Origin of the sequence: Rubripirellula reticaptiva, from assembly GCF_007860175.1 — a bacterium.
GTDB classification, from domain to species: domain Bacteria; phylum Planctomycetota; class Planctomycetia; order Pirellulales; family Pirellulaceae; genus Rubripirellula; species Rubripirellula reticaptiva.
In genome coordinates, this window is record NZ_SJPX01000003.1 from 247,258 (window position 1) to 272,568 (window position 25,311).

21 protein-coding genes are annotated in these 25,311 nt (G+C 54.7%); 9 read left to right on the forward strand and 12 right to left on the reverse strand.

Annotated elements, in window-relative coordinates; genetic code table 11:
* The first annotated feature begins 43 nt into the window (after positions 1-43).
* The 4 genes from efp to Poly59_RS13725 all read left to right on the forward strand — a co-directional run bounded on the left by efp (position 44) and on the right by Poly59_RS13725 (position 3,981).
* A complete protein-coding gene (gene efp, locus Poly59_RS13710) occupies positions 44-613 on the forward strand; it encodes an elongation factor P (protein WP_146534680.1) in 570 nt (189 codons plus the stop codon).
* A gap of 27 nt (positions 614-640) precedes the next feature.
* The gene (gene mgtE / locus Poly59_RS13715) at positions 641-1,990 is read left to right on the forward strand and encodes a magnesium transporter (protein ID WP_146534681.1); all 1,350 of its coding nucleotides are present in this window, start codon (positions 641-643) and stop codon (positions 1,988-1,990) included.
* Between the two features lie 68 nt (positions 1,991-2,058).
* Positions 2,059-2,892, forward strand: a complete 834-nt coding sequence (locus Poly59_RS13720) for an amidohydrolase family protein (RefSeq protein WP_146534682.1) — start codon at positions 2,059-2,061, stop codon at positions 2,890-2,892.
* Between the two features lie 63 nt (positions 2,893-2,955).
* Positions 2,956-3,981 (forward strand): zinc-binding alcohol dehydrogenase family protein, encoded by a 1,026-nt coding sequence (locus tag Poly59_RS13725; RefSeq protein ID WP_146534683.1) that lies wholly within the window; start codon positions 2,956-2,958, stop codon positions 3,979-3,981.
* A 62-nt stretch (positions 3,982-4,043) separates the two neighbouring features.
* On the opposite strand, the gene Poly59_RS13730 is transcribed toward Poly59_RS13725, so the two are convergent.
* Positions 4,044-4,574 carry an FxsA family protein gene (locus tag Poly59_RS13730; RefSeq protein ID WP_146534684.1) on the reverse strand — a complete coding sequence of 177 codons (531 nt, stop codon included), beginning with the start codon at positions 4,572-4,574 and terminating at the stop codon, positions 4,044-4,046.
* Positions 4,575-4,758: 184 nt separating this feature from the next.
* On the opposite strand from Poly59_RS13730, the gene Poly59_RS13735 reads away from it, so the two are divergent.
* The gene (locus tag Poly59_RS13735) at positions 4,759-5,565 is read left to right on the forward strand and encodes a ThuA domain-containing protein (protein WP_146534685.1); all 807 of its coding nucleotides are present in this window, start codon (positions 4,759-4,761) and stop codon (positions 5,563-5,565) included.
* Positions 5,566-5,690: 125 nt separating this feature from the next.
* On the opposite strand, the gene Poly59_RS13740 is transcribed toward Poly59_RS13735, so the two are convergent.
* The 5 genes from Poly59_RS13740 to rpsR form a co-directional block, all read right to left on the reverse strand.
* Positions 5,691-6,323, reverse strand: a complete 633-nt coding sequence (locus Poly59_RS13740; protein WP_186776242.1) for a family 16 glycoside hydrolase — start codon at positions 6,321-6,323, stop codon at positions 5,691-5,693.
* Positions 6,324-6,364: 41 nt separating this feature from the next.
* Entirely contained in the window at positions 6,365-8,185 is a 1,821-nt protein-coding gene (locus tag Poly59_RS13745; RefSeq protein ID WP_146534687.1) for an ATP-binding cassette domain-containing protein, read from the reverse strand.
* Positions 8,186-8,260: 75 nt separating this feature from the next.
* Positions 8,261-10,030, reverse strand: a complete 1,770-nt coding sequence (locus Poly59_RS13750) for an ABC transporter permease (RefSeq protein ID WP_146534688.1) — start codon at positions 10,028-10,030, stop codon at positions 8,261-8,263.
* A gap of 83 nt (positions 10,031-10,113) precedes the next feature.
* Positions 10,114-10,524, reverse strand: coding sequence for an acyl-CoA thioesterase (locus tag Poly59_RS13755; RefSeq protein ID WP_246151638.1), 411 nt, complete (start codon positions 10,522-10,524; stop codon positions 10,114-10,116).
* A gap of 113 nt (positions 10,525-10,637) precedes the next feature.
* Positions 10,638-10,916: a 30S ribosomal protein S18 gene (gene rpsR, locus Poly59_RS13760; protein WP_246151639.1), complete on the reverse strand. Its 279-nt coding sequence runs from the start codon at positions 10,914-10,916 to the stop codon at positions 10,638-10,640.
* A 496-nt stretch (positions 10,917-11,412) separates the two neighbouring features.
* Between rpsR and fusA the strand changes: the two genes are divergently transcribed.
* Positions 11,413-13,500 carry an elongation factor G gene (gene fusA / locus Poly59_RS13765; protein ID WP_146534689.1) on the forward strand — a complete coding sequence of 696 codons (2,088 nt, stop codon included), beginning with the start codon at positions 11,413-11,415 and terminating at the stop codon, positions 13,498-13,500.
* 112 nt (positions 13,501-13,612) lie between these two features.
* Here fusA and Poly59_RS13770 read toward each other — a convergent pair whose 3' ends face one another.
* From Poly59_RS13770 to Poly59_RS13780, 3 genes are all read right to left on the reverse strand, one after another.
* Complete coding sequence (locus Poly59_RS13770) at positions 13,613-16,366, reverse strand: BatD family protein (RefSeq protein WP_146534690.1); 2,754 nt, start codon at positions 16,364-16,366, stop codon at positions 13,613-13,615.
* Between the two features lie 60 nt (positions 16,367-16,426).
* The gene (locus tag Poly59_RS13775; protein WP_146534691.1) at positions 16,427-17,605 is read right to left on the reverse strand and encodes a hypothetical protein; all 1,179 of its coding nucleotides are present in this window, start codon (positions 17,603-17,605) and stop codon (positions 16,427-16,429) included.
* Positions 17,606-17,723: 118 nt separating this feature from the next.
* Positions 17,724-18,974, reverse strand: coding sequence for an HD-GYP domain-containing protein (locus Poly59_RS13780; protein ID WP_146534692.1), 1,251 nt, complete (start codon positions 18,972-18,974; stop codon positions 17,724-17,726).
* A gap of 413 nt (positions 18,975-19,387) precedes the next feature.
* On the opposite strand from Poly59_RS13780, the gene Poly59_RS13785 reads away from it, so the two are divergent.
* Entirely contained in the window at positions 19,388-20,842 is a 1,455-nt protein-coding gene (locus Poly59_RS13785) for a rhomboid family intramembrane serine protease (protein ID WP_146534693.1), read from the forward strand.
* Between the two features lie 47 nt (positions 20,843-20,889).
* On the opposite strand, the gene Poly59_RS13790 is transcribed toward Poly59_RS13785, so the two are convergent.
* Complete coding sequence (locus Poly59_RS13790) at positions 20,890-21,093, reverse strand: hypothetical protein (protein WP_146534694.1); 204 nt, start codon at positions 21,091-21,093, stop codon at positions 20,890-20,892.
* Between the two features lie 193 nt (positions 21,094-21,286).
* Between Poly59_RS13790 and Poly59_RS13795 the strand changes: the two genes are divergently transcribed.
* Together Poly59_RS13795 and coaD are read left to right on the forward strand one after the other, a co-directional pair.
* Positions 21,287-22,558 (forward strand): aminotransferase class V-fold PLP-dependent enzyme, encoded by a 1,272-nt coding sequence (locus tag Poly59_RS13795; protein ID WP_246151640.1) that lies wholly within the window; start codon positions 21,287-21,289, stop codon positions 22,556-22,558.
* A gap of 35 nt (positions 22,559-22,593) precedes the next feature.
* Positions 22,594-23,088, forward strand: coding sequence for a pantetheine-phosphate adenylyltransferase (gene coaD / locus Poly59_RS13800; RefSeq protein ID WP_146534695.1), 495 nt, complete (start codon positions 22,594-22,596; stop codon positions 23,086-23,088).
* A gap of 90 nt (positions 23,089-23,178) precedes the next feature.
* Here coaD and hisS read toward each other — a convergent pair whose 3' ends face one another.
* Positions 23,179-24,510: a histidine--tRNA ligase gene (gene hisS, locus Poly59_RS13805; protein WP_146535297.1), complete on the reverse strand. Its 1,332-nt coding sequence runs from the start codon at positions 24,508-24,510 to the stop codon at positions 23,179-23,181.
* Positions 24,511-24,600: 90 nt separating this feature from the next.
* Positions 24,601-25,065 (reverse strand): YkgJ family cysteine cluster protein, encoded by a 465-nt coding sequence (locus Poly59_RS13810; RefSeq protein WP_146534696.1) that lies wholly within the window; start codon positions 25,063-25,065, stop codon positions 24,601-24,603.
* Between the last annotated feature and the right edge of the window lie 246 nt (positions 25,066-25,311).

A 25,311-nucleotide genomic window follows, 5' to 3' on the forward strand; every position in this document is an offset into this window, starting at 1 on the left:
TACCCACTCTTCGACTCCCTCTTGAACGGAGCCAGCAAAAACAATGGCTACTTATAACACAAGTGACTTCAAAAAAGGTCTCAAGGTCCAAATCGACGGCGAGCCCTACTTGATGACGGAAATGACGTTCGTCAAACCAGGAAAAGGCAACGCCATGTACAAGTGCCGCCTGAAGAATCTGGTTCGCGGCACCAGCCTTGATCGCACCTACAAGGGTGGTGACTCTCTGGAATCAGCCGACGTCGAAACCACCGCCGTATCGTTCCTGTACCGTCAAGGTGTCGACTATGTCTTCATGAACCAAACGACGTTCGAACAGTACGAAGTGACGCCTGATGTTGCGGGTGAAATTTGGAAGTACCTGCTTGACGGTATGGTCTGCTCGATGACGCTCTACAACGGCAACGCAATCATTGTCGAGCCACCTACCCAAATTGACCTTACCGTCACCGAAACTCAGCCGGGCACGAAGGGAGACACAGCCACCAACGTCACCAAGCCTGCGAAGGTTGAAACGGGCGCTGAATTCCAGGTGCCTGGCTTCATCAAGGAAGGTAACGTCATTAAAGTTGACACTCGCACGGGCGAATACGTCGAACGAGTCAGCAACTAGTCCACCGTCTGCATCAAAGGTTCGCGCATGTTCAACACTCTCTTTCTGCCCGAACTTCGAGAGATGTTGGCTTCGTCGAATCGTGCGGAACTGGAAGAGTTTTGCCAAACTCTGAATGCTGGACGGACAGCCGAGTTCATGGAAGGACTCGCCAACGAAGAAGTTTGGCAGGTCTTACAGTTCGCACCTGCGAATCGACGTGCAGAAATCTTCGGCTACTTCGAGCACGAGCGACAAGTCGCCATGCTGGAGACTCACGAACCGCGTGAGGCCGCAGAGCTGATCGAGCAGATGCCGGCCGACGACCGAGTCGACTTGATCCAAGACCTGACGAGCGATCGAGTCGCACTTGTCTTGCCGCTGTTGCCGATTGGTGTTCGTCGCGACATCCAGCGACTGCAATCCTATCAAGACGGTACCGCCGGCGCGCTGATGACCAGCGAAGTGGCGATGCTCGAAGAGCATATGACCGTCAAAGATGCGCTTGACCAACTGGGACGACAATCGAGCGAACTGGAAACGATCTACTACTTGTACGTTGTTGATACCAACAATTTGCTATGCGGGATCGTGTCGACTCGGCAATTGGTATCGTCGCTAAAACATCCAGGCTTAACGCTTGGCGAGATCATGGAATCGGACGTGGTCGCCGTACTGGTGAGCGATGACCAAGAAACGGTTGCTGAAAAAGTCGAACGTTATAACTTGCTAGCGATCCCCGTCGTGGACACTGGCCGTCAATTGCTGGGCATCATCACGCACGATGACGTGATCGACGTCGTCCGAGAAGAACTGGCCGAAGACGCTCAGCGAATCGCGGCGGTCGAACCGCTGGAAGACAACTTTTTGCGAGTCGGGCTATGGACGCTGTGTTGGAAACGCGGCCTGTGGCTAACGATTTTGTTTTTCGCAGCTCTGCTAACAGCATTCGCGCTTCGGCACTACGAAGCCGACCTCGAAAAGTATGCTTGGTTGGTCTGGTTCATTCCGTTGATCATCAGTGCAGGCGGTAATTCGGGAAGCCAATCGGCGACCCTGGTAATCACCGCGATGACCAGCGGTGAAGTTCGTTTTCGCGATTGGCCCGTCGTGCTTCGGCGCGAGATCATCGTGTCGCTAGGTCTTGGCAGTTTTCTAGCGATGATCGGTTTCAGCGTTGCGTTGTTCATTGCGCCATCGATTCGCGATGCCTGTGTCATTCCTTCGACGTTGTTGCTAGTGATCGTCTGCGGATGCTTGTGCGGCGCAACACTACCGATCGCTTTCAAACGACTGGGCCTGGACCCGGCGATGATGAGCAACCCGTTCGTGGCCGGGATTGTTGACATTATGGGAATCGTAATTTACATCAATATCGCACGATTATTGATCGCTTGATTGCAACGGCTTTTTATGGCTCTGATGCACGATTCTGTTTCCTACCATTTGCTTGCGAAGTTTTGTTCATGTTGATTGACGCACACCACCATCTTTGGAAATACACGACCAAAGAATACGGCTGGATCGATGGCTCGATGTCGGTGATCCAAAAAGACTTTCTATCGGCAGAACTGGAACAGGTCGCCGCAGCCAGCGGAGTCGATGGATTCGTGACCGTCCAGGCACGTCAGACAATCGAAGAAACTGAAGACCTGCTGCACATCGCGTCCGGCCAGTCTCTCATCCACGGTGTCGTTGGATGGGTTCCCCTAGCTGCACCGGATGTCGACGAGGCCCTCGACCGTTTCGAAGGCAATCCGTTACTCAAGGGCATCCGGCACGTAGTCCAGGGCGAACCAGACGTCCGATTCATCATGGGCGATGACTTTAACCGAGGCGTAAGCAAACTGGCGGCACGCGGTCTCGTCTATGACGTGCTAATCTTCGCCAAGCAATTGCCAGCAACGATCGAGTTTGCGGACCGTCACCCGAACCTGTCGCTGGTGCTCGATCATATCGCCAAGCCAACAATCAATCCGGACGAGTTTGACGAAACCTGGGCAACGCATCTACGTGACCTTGCCAAACGCGATCACGTGACCTGTAAGTTCTCGGGCGTCGTCACCGAAATCCGAGCCGCGGAGTGGTCGATTGAAACCATCCGCCCGTACTGGGATGTTGCCCTGGAAGCCTTCGGTGCTGACCGCTTGATGTTTGGCAGCGACTGGCCAGTGTGCCTGTTGAAGACCGACCACAAGCGATGGCTCGAGACCGTGCAAACGCTGGCCAGCGAGCTTTCCACCGACCAACGAGCAGCAATCTTCGCAGGCAATGCGGTTCGTGCTTACGGCCTTTCGTAATCAGCCGAACCTTAAGATTTAACAAACGAACAACCTTTCTCACCTTCCAAATCGGGTTCCTCGATGCGTGCTATTCAGATCTCTGACGTCAAGACACTTAAAGCCATTGAAATCGACACGCCATCGGCGCCGGGCCCGGGAATGGCCTTGGTAAAGACTCACCGCATGGGCGTGTGCGGCACCGACGTCAGTTGCTATTTGGGCAAGTTTCCGTTTTTTGACTTCCCGCGGATTCCGGGCCACGAACTCGGCGTCGAAGTCGTCTCGGTTGGCGAAGGCGTAGAAAACGTCAAGTCAGGAGATGCCTGCAGCATTGAACCATACATGAACTGTGGAACGTGCTATCCCTGCCGTCGTGGTGCGATCAACTGCTGCCAAAACTTAAAGGTGATCGGCGTGATGTGCGACGGCGGCCTCTGTGAGTCATTCTTGGTCCGCGCAGACAAACTGCATCCATCAACCAAACTTAACTACGACCAGTTGGCGTTGGTCGAAACGCTCGCGATCGGTTGCCATGCAAATGACCGTGGTGCTCCCGCGGGCGGCGATCACGCGCTGATCATCGGGATGGGCCCTATCGGTTTGTCGACACTTGAGTTCGCTCGACTGACTGACGCAACCATTAGCGTGATGGACATGAACCCTGATCGGCTGAAGTTTGTCGAGCAGAACTACGGCATCAAGAACACCGTTCTGTTCAAAGGCGACGACAGCGAGCTTGATCGAATGAAGGAGATCACTGGCGGTGACATGTATCAGGTCATCACAGACGCTACCGGCAACAAGCATTCGATGTCGGGTGCGTTTCAGTACTTGGCGCCAACCGGAACGCTGGTTTACGTGGGGATCACGACGGACGAATTAACATTCCGCCATCCAGTAATGCATCGCCCCGAGGCGACGATCAAAGCGTCTCGGAACGCGATGCCAGCCGACTTCACACGGATCATTGGCTTGATCGAGGACGGAACCATCAACACGGATCCATGGATCACACATCGCACAAGCTTTGAAGGAGTGCTTAACGATTTTGAATCCTTCACCAAGCCCGAGACCGGCGTGATCAAAGCCATCATCGAAGTCGCCTAGTCGCCTAGTCGTTTGTGGCAGACGCCCCCTAGCGGCGACAAACTCGCAGGTACGCAGCAAAGTTAAGTCCGATGCTTTACCGCGGCTGCATCAATCGTATCGACCCGTGGCTGACGATTCAGCGGCGTTTCTGACGCCGCGTGATCTGGTCCTCCATCGCCTGGCACTACCGGACCGCGATGCTGAGCATGCGTTGCGGATCCCTGGACTGTTTGGCCGTTGACTTGGACGTGGAACGAACCGCCGTAGCGAGCCAGCACCAGCCGACGAAAGAAATTTCGTCCCATCGGGACCAACAGCGAAAACCCGACAAAGTCGGTGATCAGTCCCGGCGTCAACAAAAGCGCGGCAGCGAACACGATCATCAGTCCGTCTTGGATTTCCTTGCTTGGCATCCGGCCCTCGGCCATCGCAGCGCCGAACCGACGCCAAGCCATGACGCCTTCGCGGCGGGCCAACACGGACCCAATGAATCCGGTCACGATGACGATCGCCAGCGTCGTCCCCCATGAGGTCGCTTCTGATAATCGCAACAGCAGGTACAGTTCGACCAGCGGAACGATCACAAAGAGGGCAAATAATCGGATAAACATGGCGAACTCAGTCAACATGGCAGATACGAAAGACAGCCAATAAGCAACGCAGCTTCCATGCCGAAATCGCCACACGCCCTCAGAATCCGCCGCCAATGGATGGTAAAATCTACACGAATCTCCCGTTTTGACGATTTCGCTTTTTCAATTTACAACAAATCCCACCACACCTTCGGAACGCTCCATGACTGGCTCACCAAGACTGCTTTTGCTCGCCCTGATTCTGACAATGGTCCATGGACGCATTAGCCGCGGCGATGAACCAGCAAACCAAACCGCTGGCCGTCTGTTGCGTGCGTTGATGGTGACTGGCGGATGCTGTCACGACTACGAAAACCAAAAACAACTGATCAGCGAGGGACTAACGAAACAGTTGGGACCTATCGATTGGACCATCGTCGACTACGACGACAAGCGAGAAACCAAAGCTGACATTTACAATCAACCCGATTGGATCAAGTCTTATGACGTCGTCGTTCACAATGAATGCTATGGTGCGGTCGAAGACGGACTGTTTGTGCAGAGCATTGTCGATGCGCATGTGCAACACAAAGTGCCGGCCTTGGTAATCCACTGCTCGATGCACTCGTACCGTGCCGCACCGACAGCCGATTCTTGGCGATCGCTACTTGGTGTAACCAGTCGCCGTCATGAAAAAGTGAAGCGCAGCCTGACCGTCGTCCCAACTGATGCAGGAAAGCGGAATCCGATCACCACGGGACTTGGCGATTCGTGGGCGACCCCCAATGGCGAGCTGTACATTATCGAAAACGTTTGGCCGAATACCGATGTGCTGGCCACCGCACACAGCGATGAAACCGGCAACAACGAACCCGTCGTTTGGACCAATACGTACAAGGGAGTGCGAGTCTTCGGAACGACGCTGGGACATCACAACGAAACGATCTCGACGGACCAATGGCAACAGATGGTCGCCCAAGGTTTCCGGTGGGCCACCGCAAAAGACGCTACCAACGAATCAAAAAACTGATTCCACCGAACGCCCTGAGAACTGCACTCATCGACTGGTTGCGACCAAGTCGATGTTTCGCATCTGTGATCGCCGCTACGAAAACCTCAAGCCGAAATCACACGGCAGTGTTCATTCACGCAGATTCAGTTCAAGGTCCAAATCTGCAGATCATCGATCGATAGTGAATCACCTTTCATGACGAAGCGATAGTTCGGCTTGTCGACATCAAGTTGGGGATGAACAACATCAAGCAAAGCACCGTTGTCAGTCTGCGCGACGACGCGATCGCCCTTCATTTCAACTTGCATCGTGTACCATTTTCCCTGCTCGAAACCAGCCTTGGCAGTCGCCAACTTCATCGCCTTGGACTTTGGATCCTTCTTGTCTTTATCCAAGTTGATTGACACCTCCGATGGAGTCACCGAGACTCGAAACAGGTGTCCTTTCGCGTGGTTCAAGCTGAACATGAATCCCCGAGTACTGTCGTCGAGCTTGAACGAAAACCGAACCACCGAGTTGCGATTCTTCATCTGGTAATTCAGCACTGCAGCATGCTTATCGGAGGACAGCTCTTTGCCAACCAACGCTGAATCGACCACTTTCCACTCGCCCTTCACGCCTGTGCTCGGACTCGCCAGGGCACTATCGAACGTTTCGCTGACCGAGGGCGATCCGACCTCACCGGTCTTCGGCTCGATCGCAACATTCTTGCCAGCGAACGCATCTCCGTGGGCTGCCAAAAGAAACAGACAAGTAACTGTGAACATTCGTGTCATGCGATTGAACCTGGAACGGGGGGGGAGCAGGAAGGAAAGACTTACGACTTTTGATGCCGGTAAGGATTGAATAGCAAGTAGTTAATGTGGCGATACAAGTCGCTGTCGGCCAACAATTCGGCATGCTTGCCTTCGCCAACTAAACGCGGCCCGTTTAGCAACACAACACGGTCGGCCGAGCGCAGGGTTTGAAGTCGCTTGGGTAAGACGACCACCAATGAACCTTTTTCGCTTAGCTCTTTCAGCGCCGCCAAGCACGGATCACTACTGAGGTGTTCTGCGGGCGGGGCAGGCTCCGAAGTCAGCACGATCGGCGGATTGTGAAGCATTGCGCGGGCAACACCGATCGCGTAGGTCGTTTCGACTCCGAGCATCGAATCGCCAGGTGTGATGATTGTGTTCAGGCCGTCAGGCAATCGCTGAAGACGTTCGTAAACGTCAACTTTTTCAAGCACCGCGACCAAGTCACTGTTGTTAATTGATTCATCGTCACCGCGCAAATTTTCGATGATCGTACCTTCCCAAATTGGCCCATCCGGTTCGATCCACATCACGTTACGCGCCAGCGCTTGCGGATGGATGTCACGCAGTTGAATGCCATCGATCGCAACGCGTCCTTCACTTGGCATTCCGAATCCCATCAACAGCTCAGTCAGCGCCCGAGTCGAGACACCGTCGGTACCCAGAATTGACACGAACGAACCCGGCGCCAACGTCAAGCTAAGATGGCTGAGAATTGGATTCCCGCTGGAATCGCCAAGCGTGACGTCCTGAATTTCAACGCTGTCTCGCAGCCCGGCTAGCCCGACGCGTTGCTCGCTCGGCGCGATCTCATTACTCCGGTGCAAGTAATGGTAAACCGCATCACTAGCGTCACCATATTCGCCCAACTGGCCGGCCAACCCGATCAAGCGGCCTGCCGCAGCAACTGCTCCGCAAAGCGAAAGCCCGATCACCAACGCCGCCGGCAAACTTAAACCGTTATCCACTCCGAATAGGTTGACCCCCAGTCCCAAGATCAGCACAGCAATCGACGCTGACACCGCAAAGAACAACAGCGGCCAAATCCGTCCTAACCGGGCATCTTCGTTGTGAAGGCGACGATACAGAGTTTCCAATTCAGCATGGAACGCGTGATCAGCTAACCCCTGTGATTGCAACCGCGCTAGCAACGGCGCTTGCCCAACCAGTTCGGCCATCCGCCGGCGGGTGCGTGGGACTTCCCAGTGATTCAGATCGGCTTCATCATTGCGGCGCAATCGACGCGAAAACTGCCAAAGCAGAACACCGCTGACAACTGCTAACAGTGCAAGCCAAACGTTTACGCATACCGCCAACGTCACACAACCAATTAACATCAAGATGCTGCGTGGGATCGCGCGATACCACAGCGACAACCCTTTTTGAACCAGCGGAAGCTGATGGCCTATCAGTTGTTGCGCGCGGATATGCTGTGCCGCCGCACCTTCGAGTTCAGCCCGACGCAGACTTTGCTTTAGGACGCGGTCGTGAAGCGATTTGACGACTCGACAGGCCCGCCGGTCAGCCGCCCGGCGGTGCAGCCAAACGGCAACCGAAAAGATCGTTGCGACTAGGAACGTCAGACCGACCAGCTCCGTCAATTGGATCAACGGTGCCTGCTGAGATAGCGCCGGACTGATCGGAACGTGGAGATGTGAGCCCAACCGAACGCCGGAGCCACTCAGCCCGTCGCTGGAATTTAACAGCACGGCTATGACGCCGACCATGACGACCAGTGCCGGCACCAGCAGGCCAGCAAGAGCGGCCCATAAATAGGACAGCAGAGCTCCGCCGGCTTGCGGTTCACTTCGGGGCTGCGATAGCGTGCTTAATCGACTCAACCTCGTCGAACTCCCAAAAGAGGGTTCAGGGAATATAAAAACGAGGTCCCAAGTCGGATCCAACCAAACCGGCGATTAAGCCAAGTCACGGTCCTCGAACAATAACATCGCAAGCATCCAAATGGCAATTGCGAAGCATACAAGATAATTAAAAGCCCCCGCCAAGTAGATCAGCGGTATCGCATTTCCAGCGTCGACGGCCGCTTGAACGTTGAAAATATTCAAATTCGGCACGACCACCGCGATCAATTTACCGACAAACCCAACCAATTCGTTATTTCCCTTAGTCGAGGCAACCAGCGGCGAGGTCAAGTTTCCGATCACGTAGACCACAAAGCAGGTAATGAAGTTAGCAAGCAGCGGCAACCGAGTCGCAAGTGCGACCGCGATCGCACCAATCGCCATGGTTTCCATGAAATACAAACCAAGAATTGGGATCGTGGTGATGATTTCTTCGAAACCATTTTGCCAAACCGTGGCGGCTCGAGACGTTTCGCGAGCGTCATAAATCGGCTTGTAACTGATCACGATCAGCAGTACCGCACCGATAATCGCGAACAACACCAACACCGACAACATGATACCAGCGTATTTACCCAGGATGAACGAGCGACGACTGACAGGCTTGCTAAGAACGGTCAATGCGGTACGACCTTCGATCTCGTCACTGACCGTCGTTCCCGCACTCCAAACCGCTTGCAACATTCCTAGCACCATGATCAAGGTCACGCCGCTATCCTTGAGCAATCGGATGTCGTCGCCCAACGTATTGAATGGGTAGAACCCAAAAAAGACAACGCCAACGATGCCCAGCGTCATCAGCAACAAGTACAGCGGCTGGGCCATTTCGTTCTTAGCCGTCGACAACGCCAACGCCCAGACTCGAGGTGCCGCTTGACGAAATGTCATGATTGCAGTGATCGACAGCAAGAATGAAAACGCGATTGCAACAATCGACTTGGCTTCAGGAATCGGCGGAGTACTCGTGATCGAGAAGACCACGGTGGCCGGGTTGATCTCGCGGTTTTGAATGTGCAGTCGCGAAGGATCACCGGGAATCGGCGGAACATCACGATTCTCGGACCGAAAGAACTGCTCTTCGTCGGCGTTGACGCGGTGCGGAACTTTTGAAAACGCACTCGTATCGGCCGAGTCGGCAATCAGAACCGTCTTGTCGCTGCGAATTTGCAAAACAGACATGTTTCGTAGGCTGTATTCAATGCTGGCTTGGTGGAACGGTGACGTATCAGGATCTGCGTCACCGACACCGGGCACGACGACTGTCAACTCTTCGACTCCATCGCCTACCAAGTTCACCGCCGGAATGGAATCAAAAAACGCCATCGGTTCAGTCACCAGCGGCGCCGACGCCAAACCAATCACCACAAATAGCCCTGCGACACCCAGCAGATATGGGACAACACCCTCGCCAAGGATTTCGAACCACTCGGATCGAGTCCGGTGCCACATCCCGTAAATGATCCCGAATCCAAACAACATTCCGATTGTCGTCAGCGGCAAAATTAATGCATAAGCGAAGTCATCCTCGCCCGAATTCGGCACATATTGCGAACAAAGCACACCCGAAAACAGCCCGCCAATCACCAAGGAAGCGATGATCGCCCGCTTTGGCGAATCAGCCAGACGGCCCAAAACCGGGATGAACGACAGCAGCGAGAGCAGTCCGTACAGCAAAATTGCAGCAGCCGCACCAATCAAGATCGCGATGGCGATCACATAGAGAGGGGTCAGCCAAGCGGGCAACCAATTCGCACCTTGGGCCAATATCATCGAATCGGCAAATTGCATCGAGTCGGTCAAACACAACGAGGGGACAAGGTGCATCGTGGAAACCATTCTTTGGCGCACAGGGAGATCTAAAAAGTTCAATGTGCCTGTTACGCAGCCTGACCAGAAAGGGTTTGCTTTCAAAGGTGCTTTTGGAACAGTTCTCGCAGTTCAGCCGGAATCGGCGTTTTGGAGAGGCCTTTGGGCGTCAAAAGACAGCAAACCACGGTCAGACTGCCTTCGGCGACAACAACTTCGTCCCGGGTGAACTTGAATCGATAGGTAACGCTGCTATTGCCAATTTGGGCAACATGTACATCGATCCTCAACAGATCCTCAAACTGAGCAGCAGACAAATAGTCGCAGCTTGCTGAGACACGAGGCCAGCTCAACGGATGCTCGTTGGGTGCTGATTTTGGAAATACGGAGATCCCCATCGATCTGAGCATTTCATGCTCGGCCGACTCCATCATCGGGAAAAACGCCGAAAAATGGACAATTCCGGCCGCGTCGGTATCTCGAAACTCGACGCGGCGTTGGACAGTAAACACAAATACGCTTCAGATTTTAGGCAACAGGTTTCAGATTCTTAAGACAACCGATCACTTAGATCCCTGACGAATGTGACCCGTTCCCTGCGACCTGCCTCACTTCGCGACCTGCTCTACTCGCCGACGAACGGCAACAGAGCCATGAAGCGGGCCCGCTTAACTGCGGCGCTAACGGCGTGCTGGCTAGCTGCGGTGCAGCCGCTCTTGCGACGACCGACAAGGCGGCCTTGCCGGTTGATCATCTTCTTTAGCAGTTCAACGTCCTTGTAATCGACATACATAGGACGCGGGCGCTGACCATCGACAAAGATCGGATCTTTCTTTTTGGTTCGCGAGCGGACTCGGCTGCGTTTGCGAGCACGACTACGCGTGCTCATTGGGCGTGGTGCCATCGGGTACTTCTAGATCTAATGGGGCGAACGGACTGATCGGCCGACGACTCTTATGCTTTGAAAAGATGATCGCCGGCTCGCCTATTCCGCATCAAAACGACACGGAACCCGCGATGAAAGTTGCGGGTTCAAGAGTATGCCGACGAAGAAAGTTTGCCGCAAGGGGATTTGGACCAAGATTTGCCCTTCCTCTTTCGCAAAACCTTTGCCATATTCCCCAATCGTTTCGACAGGGCCGGAAATCCGCGGTTGACGTTCAACTGAACGTTGGCAACGAGACCGGTGTCTGAAACAAGTTATCCACGCGGCCGTCCCCTTTGCGTGCCCGGTTTTGGATCGATCGATTGCGATCTAGAATCCGACCGGACAAGCGTTCAAATAAAAAAGACTGAGCGTGCGAAGACCGATTTCTTGGGCATTTCAAATCCTGATACGGGAATGTTGCCCGTGTCCCCAAGTGAATTGGCAAATCGCACGTACGTTTAGGTAAAAAGTTATGAGTCTGGCGAAAACAAGAAACATCGGGATCAGTGCTCACATCGACTCGGGTAAAACGACCCTCAGCGAGCGGATCCTTTTTTACACCGGGCGAATTCACAAGATCGAAGAGGTCAAAGGCGGCGGCGATGGTGCCACGATGGACCATATGGAACTGGAAAAAGAGCGTGGGATCACGATCACCAGTGCCGCGACTTCGGTCCAGTGGAAAGGCCACAACATCAACCTGATCGACACCCCTGGCCACGTGGACTTTACCGTCGAAGTAGAACGTTCGCTTCGCGTCCTCGATGCGGCGGTTTTGGTTTTGTGCAGCGTCGGTGGTGTTCAAAGCCAATCGATCACCGTCGATCGTCAAATGAAGCGTTACGGCATTCCTCGCCTCGCGTTCATCAACAAGATGGACCGCACCGGTGCGAACCCGTACCGCGTCGTCCAAATGCTTCGCGACAAACTGGGCGCCGATGCGTTCATGATGCAGATTCCAATCGGCGCGGAAGAGAACTTCAAGGGAGTTGTCGACCTGATCGAAATGGTCGCCTATTTGCACGAAGGTGAAGAAGGCGAAGTCGTCAAGACAGTGCCGATCCCAGAAGACCTGGTTGACGAAGCCAATGAAAAACGCGGTGAGATGCTTGAATCGCTTTCGATGTATAGCGACGTGATGATGGAGAAACTTCTGAGCGAAGAAGAAATCTCGAAAGAAATGATCTACGCCACCGTTCGCGACGCTGCCACTGCGGGCGCAACGCCTGTCTTCATGGGCACCGCGTTCAAGAACAAGGGTGTTCAACCGTTGCTCGACGCCGTGACTCGCTATCTGCCTAGCCCGCTCGATCGCGAAATCAAAGGCCGTGACCCGAAAGACGAAGAACGCCGAATCGAATTGCTGCCCGATGCAACTCGCCCATTCGTTGGAATGGCGTTCAAGATCGTCGAAGATCCGTTCGGTCAACTGACCTTTATGCGTATCTATCAAGGCACGATCAAGAAGGGCGACACTTACGTCAACCAACGGACCGGCAAGAGTGAACGGTTCAGCCGCATCGTCCGAATGCACAGCGACAAGCGTGACGAAATTGACTCGGCTTCGGCTGGCGATATCGTCGCGGTCATGGGTATCGACTCGGCCAGTGGTGACACCTACGCCCAGGAACGCGATTTCTGTACTCTGGAATCGATGTTCATTCCGGACGCGGTCATCAAGGTTTCGGTCAGCCCGAAGAACCGCGGCGATGCCGACAAGATGAGCAAGGCGCTACTTCGCTTCCGCAAGGAAGACCCTACTTTCCGCGTTTTCAGCGACGAAGAAACGAAGGAAATCCTGATCAGCGGAATGGGCGAGCTGCACTTGGACGTCTATGTCGAACGAATTCGTCGAGAGTATGGCGTTGACATCGAAGTAGGTGCCCCCAAGGTTAGCTACCGCGAAAGCCCCACCAAGGAAGTTGCGTTCGATTACAAGCACAAGAAGCAATCCGGCGGTTCGGGCCAATTCGCTCACATCAAGGGCAAGCTTTGCCCGATCGCGTCGGACAGCGAAGACAGCTTCGAATTCGAAGATCACGTCACCGGTGGCCGTATTCCAAAGCAATACATCGCACCTGTTGAAAAGGGATTCCGCGATAGCTTGGGCAAAGGCCCCGTGGCTGGTTACCCAGTCGTGGGAACTCGAATCGACTTGGAAGACGGTAGCTACCACGACGTTGACTCGTCCGAAAAGGCCTTCTATACAGCCGCTCAAGGTTGCTTCCGCGAGTACTTCAAGCAAGCCGCACCGAAGTTGCTCGAGCCGATTATGAACATCGAAATCGAATGCCCGGAAACATTCCAAGGACCAGTCGTTGGTGACGTGATCAAGCGACGTGGTTTGATGACCAGCACCGACGTTCTTGACGGCAACTGCATCATCAAGGCAGAAGTACCGTTGGCCGAAACGTTCGGCTACGCGACTGACCTACGAAGCATGACGCAAGGTCAAGGAACGTTCACGATGGAACTGGCGACTTACAATCAGGTCCCAGCGAACATCCAAGAAGAAATCATCGAAGCGAAACGCAAATCCGACCTAGAAGCGGCTAAGTAGTCTCGGTTCGAACAACCGCTAACTTCAAACGGAAACGGCGATGTGATTTTCACATCGCCGTTTTTTTGTTTTGCTGAAACCGATTTTCCAAACGTCTTTCCAGCAACGACAACTAAATCAGTTCAATCGTTCGGTTTGCTACCCATCCTTCAACACCGTTTGACCGACGAATCTGTGTCCAGCCACCACGACGCGAAACAACTTCTGCCACTTCGCCTTCGGCGCCTTCGAGCTGTTCGACCACCGCAAATTCCTGCCCATCACCCTCGTGAATGGCAACCTCACTAGCGACAATTACAGCGGTGCTGTCGCTTACTAGCGGCAACACTCGAAACGCGTACGATGCACCGGCAACGACTGACGCTAGTACCAAAACAGCCGCGATGCCACGCCCCCAACGCTTCCATCCCGTCGATCCGCGAAACAACAACGTCGCCGCGGCAACGGCCCATCCCATCGACCAAATCCCCAGCGCCGCCACTTTCATCCCGGCCGGCGGAACCAACCGAAGCACAGCATCGTTGAACCACTTCGCCCGTTCGCCATCTGGCTTGATGTTTGCCTCCGACTCGGCGAAACGAAGCTGATCGTGATACATCGCGCTCTCGGGATCGATGCGCAGCGCCTTTCGATACGCTGCAATCGCCCTCCCAGGCTGGTCTGACTGAAACGCCGCATTGCCCAGATTAAAAAACAGCCGATCATTCACGACGCCCGAATCTGCAATCGCCTGAAACATCTGTGCCGCTTCGGCAAACGATTGCTTTGACAAATCTGCTGCGGAATCCGCCGAGGACTCTTGGGTGGCCGTACGATAGATTTCCATGGCATTGGAAAGCATCGCTTCCCGCTGTGCCGCGGTCATCGTCGATTGCTCAGCGACTGCGTGCACACCACACGCCATCGAGACCATCAAAGCAATGACGATCGATGCCGTCGCCTTGGTTGACTTCAAATTCCGAGCTCGCACATGCGTTTGCGCCTTTAGCTGCGATGCGATCGACCGCGACTCATTCTTGAACGATTCCAGATCCTTTTCCGATTCGCTGCCAGTCACCGATTCAGACGACGCGAACAATCGCTCGGCGCGAATCGCCAACTCGTACTGGCCGCTGCGCCGTAGCAGCCCGATGATGAAATCGTCGTTGCCCTGCTCGTTGACGGCTCCCAAACGCGAAGCAATCAGCCGTGACAATGCTGCCTTAACTTCAACACGTGAACCGGCTGCCGCGACCGCTCGCTCAAACCGGCGATTGGGTGGCAACAACGCCCAAAAGCGATTTCGCGAAACCAACAAACACACGCCCAGAAACAACACAGGCGGCAGCACACATGCGACCATCACGCCGCGGCTAAAAACACTGGCCCGATCCCGATTGACCAGCACGTCGGATCCGTCAAAGACCGTTTGGTAAGACCTTGCCGACGCGAGCCACGCCATTCCGAGTCCGCCGCTGGAAGTCTTCGTTTCGTCCGAACGAACCGTCGCCGCACGGTTTGCGACGACTGAGTCGAGTGCCAGCATGTCACCTGGTTGCACGTCGATGGAAATCGGATCGGAGGCAACCGTCACAAACTTGCCGGTTTCAGGGTCAAAAAATGTAAATGCTATCGGCGGTATCTTCGACACGTCCTCCGACTTGGGACGAATCGTGGTTTGAAACAGTTTACGTTGCCCTTGGACAAATCCGGCAAGATCATCCTCGGCAACCTTGAATTTTTCAGTCAGCGTAGACTGACTCGCAAGCGGCGGCGCTCTCACCAGGTCCATCGGGCCGGTCCCGTTGATAGTCAGCGTCAAAGTGATTGGATCACCAACCTTGACATTCGTATCCGACGCTTCGGCATCGATCGAGTATTGCCCCACCGCGCCGACGTAATCGTCAGGCCGTCCTTCGCTAGGAATGGCAACGACTTCGATCGATTGTGCCGTTGCTTCCGCCACGACCGGACGCACCGAGGTGACCGCCAATCCAGACGTGAAGCCACGAAAAAAATCGTCTTGAAACGCTGATCGCCCAAACTGCGAATCCATCGCTTCGAACATCGACGCGAACGGATCGCGACGGCGACCAATCGAAACCGGATAGTTCAGAACGATCCGGACGTCGTCCGCGCTGATTTTTCCAGCGTGCGTGGGATAGATCGTGGCGTCAATTTCGTAAAGAAAGTAATTGCGAGATTTGCCTTTTGAATCCGTACGAATGACTTCTCGCCCACCCGGTCTCTGACGATTACCGGCAAGTTTTTCAAGCGACTTTTCAAACGGCCCCCAATTGGTTTGCTTAGAAATCGAACGCCACATTTCAGATTCACCAAGCGTTAGATTTTTCTCTTCATCGTGATAAGGGAGAACCCAAATCTTCAGCGTCACGTTGAGTGACTGACCGACAAAGACCTTGTCTTTTTCACCGACAATTTCGACGAACATCGTATCGCCCGTTTCGCTTTTCTCGGCCGTAAAACGCACCGCTTCGGTGATCGTTGCGGCTCCGCCACCGGTGATTTTGATCGGCGGGATCACGAATTCACCAGCTCGCTCGGCCGTCACTTCATACTGGTAAATCATCGATGTTCGATTGGTTTGCTGGCGGCCGTTGAAGGTCACGATCTGCGAACTGATTTGCGGCCGACCGACCGAAACAATCGACAAACCGTCAACATCAGGAATCTCGGGCTGAACGGTCCCAGACGCGTCGTCAACGCGGATCTGCAAAGTAACAGGCATTCCAACGTAAGCCTGTTTCGACGAAATCGCGATCGCAACATCGGCGGCGCTAGCGGCGGGCCATCCCGTCAGAAACAACGCGATCGACGAAATGGCTAGCAGCGAGAGAGTTAAATGGGATTGTCGGCACAGATTCACTTGAGGGGGTCCTCCACGAAGGTGAGTCAGACGATTGCGGGTCAAAGGCTCAATTCAACTTCACCAATCTCGGTCGACAATTACTCGCTGATCGCGAGCCGCGGCTTTTTGCCGAAGTCGCCGAATCATGTCTCGATCGCGAATCGCCTGCAGCATTTTCCGAGCTTCCTGTGGTGTCATCTCACCCGACTGCTCGGCCGGAACTGCAGCCACGTCGCCGCTTTCCGATTCATCGTCGGACGATTCACTGGGGTCGGACTCGGTCAGTTCGCCTGCACTTGCTTCGCTTTTATCATCGGTTTTCCCCTGTTCTGTCTCGCCCTGATCTGGCTCACCCTGATCCTTGCCGTCCTGTTGCCCTTCGTTGCCCGCCTGATCTTGCTCGGGCATCTCCTCTTGCTTGGATGGCGAACCGCCGTCCGTTTCATTCGGATCACCAGGATCCTGGCCAGGCCCTTCGTTTTGGCCGGGTGATGGTTCCCCCGATGATGGTTCATCTTGCTCAGCCCCGCCTGGACTCCCCTCAGACTGGTCAGCAGATTCGCCTTCCTGTTTCTCAGATTCCTCAGGCGGCTGGCTGTCCTGAGATTCCTCGCCGTTCTCTTTTTGCTCAGACGGTTCCGGAGACTCTTCAGCAGGATCGGAGCTGTCCAGATCCTGAGGCTCTTTCGGCCCCTGGTCAGTCTCGTCACCCGGCGACGGCTCACCCTCAGAATCTTGGTTCTCGGATCCTTGGTTCTCGGATCCTTGGTTCTGAGAATCTTGTTCGGACGATGTTTCGTCCGACTGCTGTGATTCCGATTCTTGCGGATCCGGCTGCTCGAGCTGCTGGATTAGCTTCGCAGCAGACTCGATATTCGCCCGACCATCATCATCGGCTGGATCAAGCCGCAGGCCGCTGCGGTAATGGGCGATTGCCGATCGCAGCATGTCGATCGCGGTTGATTTTGCCTTGGGGTCCTGCGATTCGATCGCCTGGACCGCTTGACGATAGTAAGAATTGCCCAGGTTGTAACGGGCCTTGGCAGCAAGAGCCGAATCGCTAGACGCGGCGACCGATTGAAACAAAGCGGCGGCGTCAATGAGTTGGCCGCCTCGATAGAGATCAATCGCTCGATTGTACGCCAGGGAGTCACTAAGCCCACTCTGTTCGGCTGCACCACACGACTCAACCGGCACGACGACTGTGTCAATCAAAATCGCCACGAATGCGACAAAGCAGAATAGAATCCAACGCATCCAAAAGTAACCCGAAACGGAAAGAACCAAGGTGAACAACACCTCGATTATACGGTCTTTCGCAACATCGGTTCAGCCCGATTTTCAACCCTGATTCACGCCCAATCAAACCATCAAATCACACCAGGATCGAAGCACTGGCCGGATTCCAGTCGCACGATTCCATCATTTCTTGGGTAAGGCGAGTCGGTTCCTCGTTGCCGACGGACATGGGACGCACCACTTGGGTTTTCGAGCTTTCAAGATCGACGCGTTCACCTTCGCTCGTTTCGACCACGGGCAAAGCGAATCCGACCTTCGGACGACGAATCACCTTGGCAAGCTGCCCAGTGCTAAGTTCAACATGACTGCCCAACGGAAACAGCGACTCGACATTCAAGAAAGCTCGAATGACCTGAGGATCAAACAGCCCACGACTGGCCTGATACAGCAGCAAGCCGAGCGCATCATGTTGCAGAATGCCTGAGCGCAGGGAGTTTGCTGAGATCAATTGCAAGTAGGCATCCACGACATTCAGAATTCTGGCGTACAAGTGAATGCGTTGTGCTTTGACGCCTCGTGGAAAACCTGAGCCGTTGAATTGCTCGTGAACCTGCTCGATAGCCATCTTCACATTGGGAGGAACTCCCGTGACGCCAGCGACAAACTTGCCAGACACCAAAGGATGTTTTTGGTATTCCCACCGCTGTTGTTCGGTCAGCAATTCGAGCGGTTTAAGCAGCTCGGGGTCCATCACACGTAGACCGGCGTCGTGCAGCAACCCGACCATGCCGACTTCGAGAACTTGGGTTCCGCATAGCCCAAGTTCGCAGGCTACCGACATCCCCAAAACAGCAATCTTCAAAGAACGCTCTGACGCCTCGTCCACGGCCATCTTCAACGCCATCGCTCCGACGGTTTGATCAAGGTCGTCGACCATCAAGTCGATGTAGGATTCAAATAGTTCGGCAAAGTCAGCAACTGACCGAATGGGTTCCGTCAACAACAACGTTTCAAACTTGTCCATCGCTTTCTTTGCCGTCGAAACGTTCAAGTCAAGTTGCGCACTACGCTGGGCGCTAAGACGTTCACCATGCCGATCCACCAATTGATCTTTGACCGGACGCAGAGGATCCCAATGGCCATCTGGCTTCGTTCGATCGTGTTTTGGTGTTTGCGCGGGCTTGGCTTCGCGACTAAGCACCCCCAGATCACGCGGATCAACCGAGATCGATTCAATTTGCCGCTCACGCAGGCCGGTAATCACCTGCTGGGTAATTCGCGTGTTGGCCGCCACCAGCAACACACCAGCATCCGACACAATCGGCTGACTGCATGTCGCGCCAACTGAGATCTGATCAATCGATAGGGATAGGTTGCCGTGCCCCATTGAAAATAAAATACGTCTGTTGGCTGATGGAAAGAAAATTCGTCCTATGGAAACAATATGCCACGAATCAACTTGACAGCGCAACTGGCTACTAAAACGCGAGATAGTTGTCCTGCCGGTATCGACTGCAACGATTAGATCGGGAGGATTGAAACTGACATAACTAATATTCCGCCATTTGCAAACGAAACAGCCTGACTGAGGGAGACAGTCGCTCCCTAGAAAATGACTTGGGCAATGATCGAATTGCAGCAAAATGCAACCTAACGAGACACAGTACTCGAGCCCACTTAACCTGAGTTTGCGACACCGGCAGCCTCAGAACCGAATGAGCATAGAACCTAGAGATCACCCATCGGGCACGTTATGCTGGAATCCTGCCAACTCCGACCACCCGTTTGGAACGCATCTCTATGTTCTTCATCTACGGCACCGACGCGCCGTTGTACCACTATCCGATCGTGACGTCGGTGATGGTAGTGATCAACGTGGTGGTCCACTGGGCGATCTTTATGACCGGCGTTGACGTGACGCCTTGGATCTTGGCGTTTGGCGATGGCTACCATCCAATCCAGATGGTGACGCACAACTTCCTGCACATGGGTTGGTTCCACCTGATCGGAAACATGCTGTTTCTGTTCCCATTCGGCTTGGTCGTTGAAGGCAAGATTGGCTGGGCACGCATGTTGGCTTTATACATGGCGATCGGAACCGTCCAAGGATTCACTCAACAGACGATGATGTTGCCGTTCGACACCGGCAGCGATGCGGCCGAGATGGTCGCGATGTTTGATTCCCCCGACAGCCCGCTTGATGAAGACGTCAAGAAAGAACTGAAAAGTCAGTGGCGCAAAGATCTGATGCAAGAGGGGTTTGGATCCCTAGGTGCGTCCGCCGTCATCTTTGGATTGTTAGCGGTGTGCGTGATCTGGGCGCCAAGCAACAACTTCGACGTCTACTTTCGCTGGGGGCTGTTCATGCCAGCGCCCGACGGCGGGATTCGCGAATGGGCGATCTCGACAGTGTGCGCGATGTTTGTCGCCAAAGAGATGTTCATGTTTTGGTTGATGGGAATGCCGCTCAGCAGCGAAGCATTGCACCTGAACGGTTTTATCGTAGGTGCCGCGTGCGGCGCGGGCATGTTGGTTTGGGGGTGGGTCGACTGCGAAGGCTACGACTTGATTTCGATCTGGGGCGGCAAGCCTTACAAAGCCAAGGCGATCGCCAAACGCGAAAGGGAAGAGCGGGCCAAGCATTTGCAATCGTTAAAACCGAAGGGGCCACCACAGGCGGTGATTCCAAAAATGCCGCATCAAATTCAGTCCAACGTTATGGCGACTACGACGCCTTCGCCAGACACGCCCGATTTGATACCGGGTGATCCGGTTGCATTCGCCGGCGCTCGGACGGCGGTGAAAGTCAATCTGTTCGATCATGACTTAAGCTTGCCTGACTTTGACGACGGAACCGTCTTGGTTGATCCGGTCGCACAAACGCGACAGGAAATCGACGCGTTGATGGCGCAAGAAGATTACGCAGGAGCGATTGCCTTATTTGCGGCCGAACGTAAAGTCGATCGACAGTTTGTGCTGCTGCCAGCTTCGCTTGCCCGTCTGGCTGCTGGACTGATCCGCAACCACCACACCAAAGCCGCCATCGCATTGCTGAAGATTGGCAGTGATGTTTACCCCGCAAATGCGCCTGAGTGGCGAACCCGAGTCGCCAGCCTGTACTTATCCGCCAGCCCAGCCGATCCAATCGCGGCAATCAAGCATCTGAAACAAGTTGACAAGCAGATGCTCAACTCGAAGACGCGAGATCGGTTTCTGGCCGTTGCAAAACAGGCGAAGGAAATGGCCCGAGGCTAATGACACCGAGGCGATAACACCAAGAAAAGCAGACACCCGTTGGCCGGCTACCGCTGTTCGCGATACGTTTTCCAGCTCATGAAAATCATCGCTGAGCCGAGCACGACGAACACGATGTCCATCAACAGGCTGGCCGAACGCATCGGCGCAACATCTTGCATACCGGCGAACCCCATCGCGGCGTCGGCAAGGAACAGCACGACAATCAGAATGGACGCCACAAGGCTGATAAGACAAAGAGCCTTGGGCATCAAATTCCTCGTCGAAAGTCAGAGATCAGGAGATTAGTCATCAGGGTGCCGAATTCATGGGTGGGTCGCAGTATAGTTGCAATTCGCTGCGTTTCCCAAGCCTATCAAGGCCCGCTAAAGTAAACCGGCAAAGAGTAGCGTCTGGATGTGACGATTGCTCGGAACTTGACGCGTCTTTTTACGGGATTTCTTGATGGCGACGGGTAAAAACAGCTCGGCGATTTCTTCAGCCGATCATTCCAAGGCGGCTAGGATAACACCCAGCGCGGCGGCTGGGTTTACAGCAGACGCGGAAAAATTGCAAAACGACCCTTGGGGCTGGTGGCGTGAACAAATGCCAATCACGGACCAATGGGCGTACTTTGACCACGCCGCGGTTGCTCCGCTGAGCGGTCCAGCCACCGAAGCCATCAAGCGGTGGGGCGATCAAGCTGCGTGCCAGGGTGACACCGTTTGGCCGCAGTGGTCGGCCAGCCTGGGCCGACTGCGCGACGCAACGGCCGTGCTGTTGAACTGCGCCTTGGCCGAAATCTGCCTGATTCCCAACACCACGACCGGTATCAACATCGTCGCCGAAGGGTTTCCCTGGCAGTCTGGCGACAACGTGATCCTGCCGGACGGCGAATTCCCCAGCAACCTGTTTCCGTGGATGAACCAGCAATCCAAGGGCGTCGAAGTACGTATGATTCCTCGGCGAAGTGCGACCAATGGGTGCGGCGAAGTCCACGTCGATGACCTGATCGACGCCATCGACGATTCGACTCGAATCATCGCGGTTAGTTGGGTCGGCTACTCCAGCGGATTCCGTCTTGATATCGACGATCTAGTCCGACGAGCCCACGAAAAGGGCGTGTTGGTGTTTTTGGATGCGATCCAAGGACTAGGAGTGTTCCCGCTTGATCTCGCCCAAACTCCGGTCGATTTTTTGGCCGCCGACGGTCACAAATGGTTGCTTGGTCCGGAGGGAGCTGGCGTTGCGATGATCCGTCGCCAGCACTTGGAACTGCTTCGATGCACCAACGTGGGATGGGGCAGCGTCAAGAACTCTGCCAATTTCAACGCTCCCACGTTCGCACTTCGGGACGACGCAACGCGTTTCGAGCCCGGTTCGGCCAACATGGTCGGCGGTACGGCGCTAGCGGCCAGCATGGAAATTTTTCTGCAGATCCGCCGCGTCCATGGAAACGATGCGATCCAGAACCAGGTCGTCGAACTCATCAAAAGCTTGGACTCGCAATTGAGATCTCTTGGTGCGACCACCGAATTGCCAACGCTCACCCATCAACGCAGCGGTATCCTGAATTTCTCGGTCCCCGGCATCGATCCATCAACGTTTCGCGAACGGGGACTCCAAAAAAATGTCGTCACCAGTTGCCGAGGCAAGGGCGTACGAGCCAGCGTTCATGCTTACAATAACGACGACGATATTGCCCGTTTGGTCGAAGTCGCTCGCTCGTTCTGCTAACCAGCTCGATCCACTCCTTTGTTTGGCCCATTGTGATGCCTGATCCGCGCATCGCCGTCTACACCGGCTCGTTCGACCCGATCACCTTGGGACACCTGCATATCATCCGGCGGGCTGCGCCGCTATTTGACCAATTGGTGATCGGCATTGGCACCAATGCAGAGAAGACCTCGCTGTTTGCGCCGACGGAACGAGTCGAATTGGTCCGCGAAGTGACGGCCGAGTTGCCGAACGTTCAGGTCGAGACTTTCCAGGGCTTGGCCGTTGACTTTGTTCGCAGCGTCGACGCCCACGTGATGATTCGTGGCATCCGGCCGCTGACGGACATCGCGGGCGAGTTCACAATGATGATGGCCAACCATCAACTCGATCCCGGCATCGAGACGCTGTTCCTGATGGCCGCCGAACGGTTCGCACACATCAGCAGCTCGCTGCTGAAACAGATCGCGGCACTCAGCGACGACGACGAACAATTGGCCAAGTTCGTACCACGCCAAATCATCAAGCCACTAAGAAATCGACTGCGTTGAAATCGACTGCGTTGAAATCGACTGCGTTAGACGCATACGCCCTGCGTTTGGCAGCCGAATGAAGACTTACAGGCCGGCCAGATTGATCACTCAGACTTGCAGGATCGCCTGCACTGCCGCAACCAAAGCATCCGGGTTGTCGTGTGTGTAGGCGACGTCAGCGCCCTGTTTGGTGGCCAGCGTTTTGACTTGGCAACGCGACTCGGCCCATTCGTTTCCTCCGGCAACAATCGCAGCGGTAAAACCACGACTGTCGGCGTATTTCAATTGAGCGCCAAGTTTCTTGGGTTCGGGATAGACCTCGGTCCCAATGCCGGCCAAACGCAAATTGGCAGCCATTTTCAAGTAATCGTCACGGTGCGTTTCGTCAAAATAGGCGATCAAGACCGGCGCTGGCGTTGACGCATCGGGCAACAGATTCAGTTGCTCCATCGCGGCCAACAATCGGTCCAATCCCAGCGAAGCGCCAATGCCCGGCAAATGCTGTTTCGTGTACAGACCGGCCAAGTTGTCATAGCGACCGCCGCTGCAGATGCTGCCGATCTCGGGCAAGTCATCGAGCGTCGTTTCGAAGATCACACCCGTGTAATAATCCAAGCCGCGGGCAATCGAGACGTCCAACTTCAAACGTCGCGCCGGCACACCCGACGCCAACGCACCGCGATAAATTTCAGTCAATCGCTCAATTCCCGCCGCAGCAGTCGCGTTGCCAGATGTGATGGCCGGCAATTGAGCCAAGACTTCCTCGGCCTCACCATCGCAACTTGCCAGCGCTAAGACAGCATCAGCTTGTTCACTGCTGATTTCTGCGACGCGGCACATTTCTTCGTGCGTTTTTTCGCGCCCAATCTTGGTCAGTTTGTCCAGGCTACGCAGCACCGGCACGGTCTTATCGGCCAGACCGTGTTGATCCAACAATCCAGACAAAATGGTGCGGTTGTTGATGCTGATCGTGAACCGGTCGAACCCGATCGCCTCAAGTAGTTGATTGATAACCGCAACAGCCTCGATGTCGGCCAAAACGGATGTCGTGCCGATGGTGTCAAAATCGCATTGCACGAATTCGCGGTAACGTCCCGCCTGCGGATTCTCGCCCCGCCATACTGGCGCGATGTGATAACGTTTGAATGGAGTTCCCAGCGTGCCGATGTGCTGGGCTGCAAACCGAGCGAGTGGTACGGTCAAGTCAAACCGCATGCCGACGTCACGTCCGCCGTTGTCTTGGAATCGGTAAATTTGCCGATCGGTTTCGTCGCTTCCCTTGCCCGACAGAATCTCTAAGTACTCGAGCACCGGCGTATCGATCGGCGCAAACCCAAACGACCGGAATACCGTCCGCGCCGTCTGCATCATCTGCTCGCGAGGAATCATCACAGCGGGCAAGTAGTCGCGAAAGCCTTTTAAGGTACGAGGTTGAATCAGCGACATGGGATGGGGGACTCGGCAGTAGGCCAGAAAACAACCTGGCAAAGGATCGAACGGATGACGGAACACTGGAACAGTGCGTGCTGCTTAAGCAATCGGCAATCCCGACGGCTTTCGGCTTCTTAGCGAGTGTTCGGGTTTACGATCGGCCTCGGGAAACTGAGGACCGAAGAGCGCGTCGGCGTATTCGTCGATTTGTTCGGGGCTCTCGAAATATTTTTCGTAACACCAATCGTCTTCGAACTCACATTCCGCCGTCGTGTAGTCGCGACAAATCTGTGGGCGAGTTTCGTAAATGCCGCACATGTAATCGTCTCGCAAGTGCTTACACGTCGTGTGGACCAGCAAGTACCAAGTCGTGTCGTCAACAAACAAGCTAGCCCGGTCGTGCAGCAAGTACCAACGCATGAAATCGTAATCGCGACGAACGTCGGGTTCATCGATTGCCAACGCAAAGTAGTGACAGCACTTGGCCGTGCAGTGTTCACACAAGTTCTCGGATTTCGGATAGTCGCTGCGTCGGCGTTTGGTCGGAGGCGAGATGGTTGACATGCTGTTAGATTCCAAAACGGCTGGCAGAGTGATCGATGACCGCTAATTGCCCAAGACATAAATTGCGTAGAACCACAAATTGCCTAGAATAATGGGCGGCAGTAGGGAAACGGTAACAAAGCCACAAACCGGATCAAGCCCCGTGCCAATTCAGCCCGATTCTGCCCCTATAACTCTGGTCGACGGGCAGCAGCGCCACGAGAACTCCCCCCAAACGCGACATCCCGGGGTCGGCAAAAACGACGT

Coding starts and splice junctions, on each gene's coding strand:
- coaD (WP_146534695.1), top strand. CDS start 22,594: ATGCCTGATCCGCGCATCGCCGTCTACACCGGCTCGTTCGACCCGATC.
- Poly59_RS13785 (WP_146534693.1), top strand. CDS start 19,388: ATGTTCTTCATCTACGGCACCGACGCGCCGTTGTACCACTATCCGATC.
- Poly59_RS13730 (WP_146534684.1), bottom strand. CDS start 4,574: ATGTTTATCCGATTATTTGCCCTCTTTGTGATCGTTCCGCTGGTCGAA.
- Poly59_RS13795 (WP_246151640.1), top strand. CDS start 21,287: ATGGCGACGGGTAAAAACAGCTCGGCGATTTCTTCAGCCGATCATTCC.
- Poly59_RS13725 (WP_146534683.1), top strand. CDS start 2,956: ATGCGTGCTATTCAGATCTCTGACGTCAAGACACTTAAAGCCATTGAA.
- fusA (WP_146534689.1), top strand. CDS start 11,413: ATGAGTCTGGCGAAAACAAGAAACATCGGGATCAGTGCTCACATCGAC.
- Poly59_RS13720 (WP_146534682.1), top strand. CDS start 2,059: ATGTTGATTGACGCACACCACCATCTTTGGAAATACACGACCAAAGAA.
- Poly59_RS13810 (WP_146534696.1), bottom strand. CDS start 25,065: ATGTCAACCATCTCGCCTCCGACCAAACGCCGACGCAGCGACTATCCG.
- Poly59_RS13750 (WP_146534688.1), bottom strand. CDS start 10,030: ATGCACCTTGTCCCCTCGTTGTGTTTGACCGACTCGATGCAATTTGCC.
- Poly59_RS13740 (WP_186776242.1), bottom strand. CDS start 6,323: ATGACACGAATGTTCACAGTTACTTGTCTGTTTCTTTTGGCAGCCCAC.
- Poly59_RS13790 (WP_146534694.1), bottom strand. CDS start 21,093: ATGCCCAAGGCTCTTTGTCTTATCAGCCTTGTGGCGTCCATTCTGATT.
- Poly59_RS13735 (WP_146534685.1), top strand. CDS start 4,759: ATGACTGGCTCACCAAGACTGCTTTTGCTCGCCCTGATTCTGACAATG.
- Poly59_RS13780 (WP_146534692.1), bottom strand. CDS start 18,974: ATGGGGCACGGCAACCTATCCCTATCGATTGATCAGATCTCAGTTGGC.
- rpsR (WP_246151639.1), bottom strand. CDS start 10,916: ATGGCACCACGCCCAATGAGCACGCGTAGTCGTGCTCGCAAACGCAGC.
- mgtE (WP_146534681.1), top strand. CDS start 641: ATGTTCAACACTCTCTTTCTGCCCGAACTTCGAGAGATGTTGGCTTCG.
- Poly59_RS13775 (WP_146534691.1), bottom strand. CDS start 17,605: ATGCGTTGGATTCTATTCTGCTTTGTCGCATTCGTGGCGATTTTGATT.
- efp (WP_146534680.1), top strand. CDS start 44: ATGGCTACTTATAACACAAGTGACTTCAAAAAAGGTCTCAAGGTCCAA.